General features: G+C 56.1%; 7 protein-coding genes. All 7 read right to left on the bottom strand.

Translation table 11 applies throughout. The features are described from left to right. Positions 1-616: 616 nt before the first annotated feature. The 7 genes from PJB24_RS15635 to PJB24_RS15605 all read right to left on the bottom strand — a co-directional run bounded on the left by PJB24_RS15635 (position 617) and on the right by PJB24_RS15605 (position 7389). Positions 617-1990 carry an aminomethyl transferase family protein gene (locus tag PJB24_RS15635; protein ID WP_273847551.1) on the bottom strand — a complete coding sequence of 458 codons (1374 nt, stop codon included), beginning with the start codon at positions 1988-1990 and terminating at the stop codon, positions 617-619. Positions 1991-2084: 94 nt separating this feature from the next. Then, positions 2085-2870, bottom strand: a complete 786-nt coding sequence (locus tag PJB24_RS15630) for a fumarylacetoacetate hydrolase family protein (protein WP_273847549.1) — start codon at positions 2868-2870, stop codon at positions 2085-2087. A 142-nt stretch (positions 2871-3012) separates the two neighbouring features. Further along, positions 3013-3429 (bottom strand): RidA family protein, encoded by a 417-nt coding sequence (locus PJB24_RS15625; protein ID WP_273847548.1) that lies wholly within the window; start codon positions 3427-3429, stop codon positions 3013-3015. A gap of 53 nt (positions 3430-3482) precedes the next feature. Then, positions 3483-4265 carry an SDR family oxidoreductase gene (locus PJB24_RS15620; protein WP_273847546.1) on the bottom strand — a complete coding sequence of 261 codons (783 nt, stop codon included), beginning with the start codon at positions 4263-4265 and terminating at the stop codon, positions 3483-3485. Next, positions 4265-5554: a DUF3500 domain-containing protein gene (locus tag PJB24_RS15615; protein ID WP_273847544.1), complete on the bottom strand. Its 1290-nt coding sequence runs from the start codon at positions 5552-5554 to the stop codon at positions 4265-4267. Before PJB24_RS15615 ends, PJB24_RS15620 begins: the two co-directional genes overlap by 1 nt. Before the next feature lie 12 nt (positions 5555-5566). After that, positions 5567-6073 carry a homoprotocatechuate degradation operon regulator HpaR gene (hpaR, locus tag PJB24_RS15610; RefSeq protein ID WP_273847542.1) on the bottom strand — a complete coding sequence of 169 codons (507 nt, stop codon included), beginning with the start codon at positions 6071-6073 and terminating at the stop codon, positions 5567-5569. Continuing rightward, a complete protein-coding gene (locus tag PJB24_RS15605; RefSeq protein ID WP_273847541.1) occupies positions 6073-7389 on the bottom strand; it encodes an FAD-dependent monooxygenase in 1317 nt (438 codons plus the stop codon). Before PJB24_RS15605 ends, hpaR begins: the two co-directional genes overlap by 1 nt. Between the last annotated feature and the right edge of the window lie 382 nt (positions 7390-7771).

Here is a 7771-nt window from a genome sequence, read left to right as displayed (position 1 = left end):
AGACAAAAAACGCGAAGGCTCAACAACAGCGAACACCCCAGCCATCAGAGCCCACACGCCAAGTAAAGCGACGCGAGCCAGAAAACTCTCAGAGAGCCCCTTGCCCTCCACGGGACGGCCAGACACAGCACGACCGAGCCTCATCGCGGGAAGTTTGCCCCTCCTGATCATACCCATGATCCCAATCTCACTCCTTCCCCACCAGTTCAATCATTTCATATATTAATTATTTGTCTGTGAAGTATATCTTCACAGGCACACTTCTGTCAAGTTTGGATCTGAAGCTACAACGCGTTTCACAGTAATTGACCCGTATGTAGTCCGGGGAGTAGCAGGACAGATACAAAAGTTTGCAGCCCCGCCTCTCGATCAGCTTCCTCACCCTCTTTGGCTTGTGAGCTGGCAGTCTTTCTAAGGTCTTCGGAAGCCTAATGGGTCAGCTACGCTGCAACCTGATGTAAACCAACAGCTTCACTTTACGTAAACAACCCTGCCGTGAGCCTGCGGTGGGAGTGAGGATATCATCAGCTTTTTGTAACTATACCGTCATACCTCTAACCGTTAATGTATCTCAGTACGCTGAACCTGGTGTGCGAGCCAAAAAAATACAAGGATTTCAGTCCTTGCGATATTCGGTTCGAGCAAACTCGTTGTACGGACAAGGCTGCACGGTAGCACGCAGTTCGGTGAACTCCTGCTTCAAGTTTGAGTCCGTACCGGGGCCCGGATGGTCTCCCATAATCAGACTCACCTCAGTGCCGGGTGCCGAGTATGCCTTATCAAGAATTGCGAGTCCAAGGATGGTGGAGAGTGGATTGTTGAAGGCGCAGTTCATAACCACGCCGATCAAATTTCCGCTTGCCTCCACACGATACCGCCCTGAAGACATAAAATGATCAGTGCCGAACTTCTCCCTCACATCGCCGGGGTCGGCTACCAGGGTCACCTTGGTTCTCCCAGTCTCATCTTTGAGGGTTTTTAGGGCATCGCGACCAAGAAAATCGTGATCAAAACAGATGAGTTTGCCATATCCAATCTCCCAGGGGTTTACATAATAATCCTCAATGTCGGGAGAAAAGAAGCTGCCATGGAGCGGTTGGCGTCCGTCCACCGTGTTGAGGCTGGCCCACCTGCGGTAGTCGAGTAGCTCTGGGTCAGTGTAGAACGCGGGGGTCGGCGCCGGGATCCACCCACTCTCACACTGGGCAGTAGGGTAGGCGAGTGCACCGACCTGCACCAGTCCCAGATCCTCCCCTGCTTCGAGTATCGCGGTCTTGATGCGGTCATGGTTGGCGTAATCGCCTATGAACTCGTAACCGGGTTGCCCGGCCATTCCATGGCGCAGAGCGCGGAAGGTGATGCCGTTAAGCTCGCACCGGGTGGTGTGGAAGAAGGGAACGCGTGGAAGCGGTCTACCGAATATATTCTCGATCAGGGCCTGAGCATTCGGTCCCTGAACCTGATAGCGGAATAAGCGAGGTATATGCCCGGGATCACGGGAACAGTCGGGGTCGTGGACGATATTGACCTTGTAGCCATGCTTCTCCGCATGGTATGTGATCCAGGATTGTGTAGTAGACCGGCCGGTCAGTATATATTCATCCTCTCCATGCCGCAGGAGAATACCATCACCAACCAGTAGGCCCCTCTGCGTGACCGCCACGAGCTGCTTCGCCTGACCGACCGCAAAGTTGTCGTAGTCGTTCACGCTTAACTCCGAAAGAAGGCGCGTGGCGTCGGGCCCGGAGACGAAAGTATCCCACATGTGATAAGAGAGATCCATCAAGGCAACGGTCTCAAGCCAACCCAATTGCTCTTCTCTCCAGCCCACGAACTCCGGCCTAATTACCGCAGGCATCCAAGGAGTTACCCCAGTCCTCCAGAGAAGGTTCACCGGCGAACCAGCCTCTTCAATCCCATCCTGAAGACTGGGACCACCGTTAGCAGCCAGTAACCATTTATCCACAGCTTGTCTCTTTTTACTATTCATCAGTTAATAATACATTTGTTAATAATAACATCTATCGTGCATCGCTGCAAGGCTGTGGGTAGGTCGGATCTACCGGGCGTGGTAGTTCCGGCGGTTAACGCTCGATTATCCGGTGTTCGATTTCACCAAGTCCTTCGATGGCGATCCTGACAATGTCACCGGGCTGCAGAAACTTGCCGTAGCTCTCGCCGATTCCCGGAGGTGTACCGGTCAGGATGATATCGCCAGGCCGCAGGTCTGCAGTCTCCGACAGGGTTCTGATGATATGATCGATACTGAATACCAGATCACTGGTGTTGGAATTTTGGCGTAGTTCATCATTAACCCAGGTCTTGATGTCCAAGTTCTGTGGATTCGGCACCTCGTCGACTGTGGTCACCCACGGCCCCCAGGGGCAGAATGTGTCGGCGCCTTTGGCACGCGCCCATTGGAACTCGAGCTTCTGAAGGTCCCGGGCGCTGACATCATTTCCGACCGCGTATCCACCGGGTTTACCGTCGGCTCCGATCACAACCACAAGCTCGCCCTCGTAGTCAAGCTTGTTGGTCACTGCCGGCTTGCGAACTTCGCCGAAGCCGGAGATCACCGATCCCTGCTGTTTGAGGAACGCCACCGGCCGCTCCGGCAGGGGCATACCTGCCTCCTCAGCGTGCTCGCGGTAGTTAAGCGCAATACAGTAGATGGCTCCGGGGTCTGGCACCGGCGCCAGCAACCGCACCCGATCTAACGACCAAGTATCTCCATTCGCCGGTGGGCCGCCGCCGATGCTCAAGCGTTCGGCGACGCTAGAGCCGTCGCCGAAAGCGATCACTTGTCCGTCACGCACCTCGCCGGCGAGAGGTTCGGTGTGACCTGGCGCGATGAACGTAGCGAGCTTCAATCTGTCCTCCTTGTGTCCACCTCGCCACTGCGTCTGGTGTGGACCTGACCTACGATAAGACTCACGCGTGACAACCTGGGGAGTGAGTTGCCTAACTACGAAATCGGACAGTAGTCAGTCGGTTTCCCGAACGATTATCGTCTCACCCATCGAGCACAGCCACAAAGTCGCACTGGATCAACTGTTCACCATCCAGTTCGGCGCTAACGGTCTGGCGAGCCGGACGGTTGCCGGCATCCGGGAACATCTCTAACCAGAACCGGTTTATGGCTGCACGGGCGGCTCGATCTTTCATCCATATCGTCACTTTGACCACATCTTCGGTACTCCCGCCGGCTGCCTCAAGGATCTGGCGCATTCGTGCGAACATCAACTCGGCTTGTTCTTCAAGCGTGCTCGCGGCTCCGGCTCTGGAACTGTCGATACCGTGGATTATGCTACTCTGCAGTACATTGCCAACCCGGCAGGCGGCTGGGATCGGGTTGGTATGAGTGTACCCATCGATGTAAACGCTGGTACGCCTGCCTGCATGACCAGACCCTTTCGGTTCAGCTGACACTCTCTTCCTCCTTGGTAAAGGCAATGCCGGTCACCTGATGGATGTACACGGGCTTAGATCAAGCCTTCATACGAGCCGCCGTCCAGTTGCAGGTTCTGGCCCGAGATGTATCCCGCCTGAGCACTACACAGAAACGCGCAGGCATCGCCGAATTCCTCTGGTCGGCCCAGTCGACCGGCCTTGATCGTCGCCGCAATCCGCTCGAAGGCTTGCTCACGGGTGATCCCATGGGCCTTCATCAACCGCTTGGCCATAAATTCCTGTCGAGGTGTATCTATCCGCTCGGGCAAGAGGTTGTTGATCGTAACGTTGTCTCTGACGACCTCGGTGCTGATCGCCTTGCTGATCGCAGTCAGCGCTGCCCGGGCTGAAGCAGACAATCCCATGTCGTACTTGGGACTTTTGACCATTGCCGATGTGATGTTTACAATCCTTCCAAATCCTGCCGAGCACATCTTAGGAATGTAGAATCTCATCAATTGAACGGCTGGAATCGCGTTGGTTTTAAGCGCTCCGATTAGTGCCTTTGCATCCCAGTCCTCCAGGTTACCAGGTGGAGGGCCGGCATTGTTGGTGACAAGGATGTCGACATGTGGGTGGGCGGCGAATATCGTCTCCAAACCATCCGGGGTGGTCAGGTCAGCCGTGACGAAGTCAACCCTTGCACCGGGAACCTCTGAACGGAGTGCCTCAACCGCAGCTTCAAGCTTGTCTGCGGAACGGCCATTGAGAGTAACCCTCACACCCTCGCGGGCGAGCGATCTGGCGCAGGCATAACCAAGGCCTTGAGAGGAAGCTGCGATGAATGCTTGGCGTCCCCTGATACCCAAATCCATCAGTCATCCCCTCCCTGGTTGTAAGTATAAGGTCCAGCAGTCTTCTGCTCGTAGTACTGGCGCAACAGCTGTTTGCCATAGTCTCCGCCGTTGGGTGTCCGAGCGATAGTGTGAATGTGGTATTTAGCCGGTTCGCTGTTTGTCAACCAGACACCACTGTGATGGTCAAATTCGAGCATTACCACCGGGCTCTGAACGCGGTAATAGAAAGGATCTTCATCCCCGTAACCGCCGATCCAGCTCCACCACGTGTCGTCGAGGTGACGTTCGATCTGTGCCAACCGGGCGGCACGCGGGCCATCCGGCAGGTAGCAGAGGAAATGCTGCACGATTTCCATCAAAAGCCGTCGTTGTTCGGCATCTAGCGCGTCTCCGCGCACGCCTTCGTAGGGAACTATACGGTTGTCCTGGAATGCTCCACCAAGATGACGTTCATCGGCGAACTGCCAGCGTCCTTCCGGCATCGCCGGATCCTTCATGTGCTTGTAGATTACCGCTCGGCGACGCAGTTTCGGGCTCAGCGAGTGAATCAGGGCAAGCCCACTCTCTGCCTCCTCGCCCAGGAGATGGAAGCTCTCGCCGTTACGACGCCTGATATAGGTCGGCTCGGTCCCGATAAACGTCGGAGATATGACGATCTGTCGTCCGATGATCAGCACGTTCAACGCGAGGTGGTGGCCATAAAGGCTCCATCCCCAAGGCTCGACCTCCGAAGGCTTACCGAAGAGCAGAAAATGGTAACTCCACTCGTTCATGATGTGGGGCAGATCGTACAGTTCACCGAGGTACGCGTTGGCAGAGCGTGCTCGGTTGATCTTGATGTACCCCTTTTTCGATAGACAAGCTTTCAACAGCTGGAGTACGTGTTCGTGAGTCGCTCCGGAGACGGTGTCGAGCCGCAGGCCGTTGCGGTTCACTAACCACTCCGGGTTGTACCAGCCCCGCCATTCGGGGGCGTCTATATCATGCTGCACCCTTTCACGTTGCTTATCGGTGAGGCCCGAGAGCAAAGCCCGTGCGGCAGCAACTGCGGGGGCAGACCGGAAACCCTCATCGGTGAGTTTGAACAGGCCGGGCTCGACCCTGCCGTCGCTGGTAATACCCTTGAACGGCTGCCTATAGAGACCACTCCACAGGTTAAGCAGTTCCTGAGCCCTTTCGGTAGCCGAGATCGTTTCCGAGTAATCTTCAAGGCTCAGCTCGCGGGCCGTCCGCAGCCGCTCGGAATTCGTGGGAATGATTGCGGCGGTAAAATCTTCGGCTGGTGGCAGCATCTGGGGATACAGCATATCTATCGGCGTTTAGATGTCTTCGTCCGGTGCGGAGGCGGATTCTCCCTCCTCGAGTACCTCGATAAGATTTATCAACACCCGGTAAATCTCTTCAAGGGTCTCCTCGCCAATGTCCCTGCTGAGCTGCTCATATATCAGCGCGGAGCCGTGAGAGACTTCCTCGAACAGGATACGCCCCTTGTCGGTCAGAGAGATCAGCACTCTGCGCCTGTCGTCCGGATGGACGACGCGCCTTACCAGTCCTCGCTCTATCAGAGCGGAAACGATACGAGAAAGGCTCGGCGGCCTGATCAGACACCGTTGGCCGAGGACGAGCAGCTCCAGTTGCTCCTCCTCAGCAAGCGCTCGCAAAACCCGCCATTGCTGGTCGGTCAGGCCGTGATTGCGCAGATGCGGCCGGATGCGTCGCATCACCACCTCGCGGCTGTACATCAACAGCATCGGCAGCGAGCGACCATACGAACGCTCCGGGATCAGCTTGTCGATCGAACTGCCAGTCTGGTTTTTGGTCTTCACTACTGATGCTCCTTCTGTCTTTGCCCACCTGTCCACTCTGGAAAGAAGACCGACTTGCAGTCGGACTTCCTAGCAGGCTGGTTCGGCCTAGGCATGCCGGCCAGGCGGTGATATTCCTGAAAGATAGCGTCGGCTTCCTCGAACGGGAGTACGTCCTCAATATTGTCGAAGGGCTTGCCCCCGGTACGCTCCTCGACGATCCTCCGGACAACTTCAGGCCCATCACCGCGATTGGCAAGCACTATGCGATTGGCGACCTCGAGACGCTCATCCTCGTAGGCCTTGAGCGCCTCGACTGGATCCGGGATGCTGGCCAGCTTTTCTGCGATCACGCGTGCATCCACCAGCGCCTGACAAGTGCCGTTGCCACCACGTGGATACATCGCATGTGCAGCATCGCCGAGCAGACAGACCCGCCCGTCAGTCCAAGAGTCCAGCGGATCGTGATCCATCATCGGGAACAGGTAGGACTCACGTGATTTCTGGATCAGATCCGGCACACTGAGAAACCCAAGGTCACACTCATAGAACCAGTCCTTGATCGGGTCCACGGGCGCAGGCTGGTTCCAGTCCTCGACGATCTCGGGACGGTCCATTTCCTCCACCACCCAGTTGATCAGCGTGTTGCCTTGATTATCAGCGTTGTCTAATATCGGATAGATGATCAGACTCCACTGACTCGGCGCACCAATGTGGCAAATCGTACCCCCGGTCTTGTACGGTGGCATCAGCGTCACTCCCCGCCACAGCGTAATCCCCGAATACTTCGGATAGGCTGAAGAAGGGTGCATCTGGGTGCGAATCGTGGACTTGATTCCGTCAGCACCGATCACAATGTCGGCATGTATCTCACGCGGTACTCCAGGCTTGCGCGGCTCGAAATGTACCGTGACGCCATCGTCATCCTGCTCGTAACCCAAACAACGCGCACCAAGAACGACCGCATTATCACCCAGGCGTTCCCTGACCGCCCGATAAAGCAACATTTGCAAAATACCACGATGGATAAAACGTTGATCATAATCATAGCCGATATGCTTGCCACAGAGCTCGCGGTAGATTTCCTGCCCCCATTGATTATAGTAGACCGACTCCTTTGCCTCGACAGATACTGCAGCAAACCGCTCATACAGACCAAGCTCGGTCAGCTCCTTGGTGCCATAAGGTTGTATGGCAATCCCAACACCCAGCTCCCGCATCTCCGTCGCAGCCTCGTAAAGCTTGGGCACATAGCCAACTTGGTGCAGGCGCAGGGCTGTCGTGAGCCCCCCAACACCAGCACCGATGATAGCAATCTCCACCGCTCGCTCCTCCATCTCCTACTACTTTTTACTTATTAATTATTCATTTGTAAATGATATTAGCCCTACCGTCCCTCTGTCAAGCTCCCCCAAAGTGTGGGGAACGGGGTGCCATCTACGATAAACCCAGCGGGGCACCGCGCGTCGTGGCCTAGTTAGGGACGCACGAGAACGGCGGGAGCTGTATGATCGTCTGGAAAGATCAGGGGATAGCCCGTAGGTCTCCTCGTACGAGGAGATTCATGCGTTAGAGTAGACGCGCCACCGCAACGTTCCCGGAACCGCCTTTGCTTCTCCGTTCTCGATGAAGCCCAGCTTGGCGGGGCGCTCCTCGCGGCAGAAGGAATCGACGAAGACCTTGAGCAGCCGCGAGCCGCGCAGGATGTCCGGGTCTTCG

The organism is Rubrobacter calidifluminis (assembly GCF_028617075.1).
Classification (GTDB): domain Bacteria; phylum Actinomycetota; class Rubrobacteria; order Rubrobacterales; family Rubrobacteraceae; genus Rubrobacter_E; species Rubrobacter_E calidifluminis.
The sequence above is the reverse complement of the archived record's forward strand: the minus strand, read 5'-3'. Positions and strand labels throughout refer to the sequence as shown.

Excerpts from the sequence above, each read along its gene's own strand:
- PJB24_RS15635 (WP_273847551.1), bottom strand. The coding sequence starts at position 1,990 with ATGAATAGTAAAAAGAGACAAGCTGTGGATAAATGGTTACTGGCTGCT.
- PJB24_RS15620 (WP_273847546.1), bottom strand. The coding sequence starts at position 4,265 with ATGGATTTGGGTATCAGGGGACGCCAAGCATTCATCGCAGCTTCCTCT.
- PJB24_RS15615 (WP_273847544.1), bottom strand. The coding sequence starts at position 5,554 with ATGCTGTATCCCCAGATGCTGCCACCAGCCGAAGATTTTACCGCCGCA.
- PJB24_RS15605 (WP_273847541.1), bottom strand. The coding sequence starts at position 7,389 with ATGGAGGAGCGAGCGGTGGAGATTGCTATCATCGGTGCTGGTGTTGGG.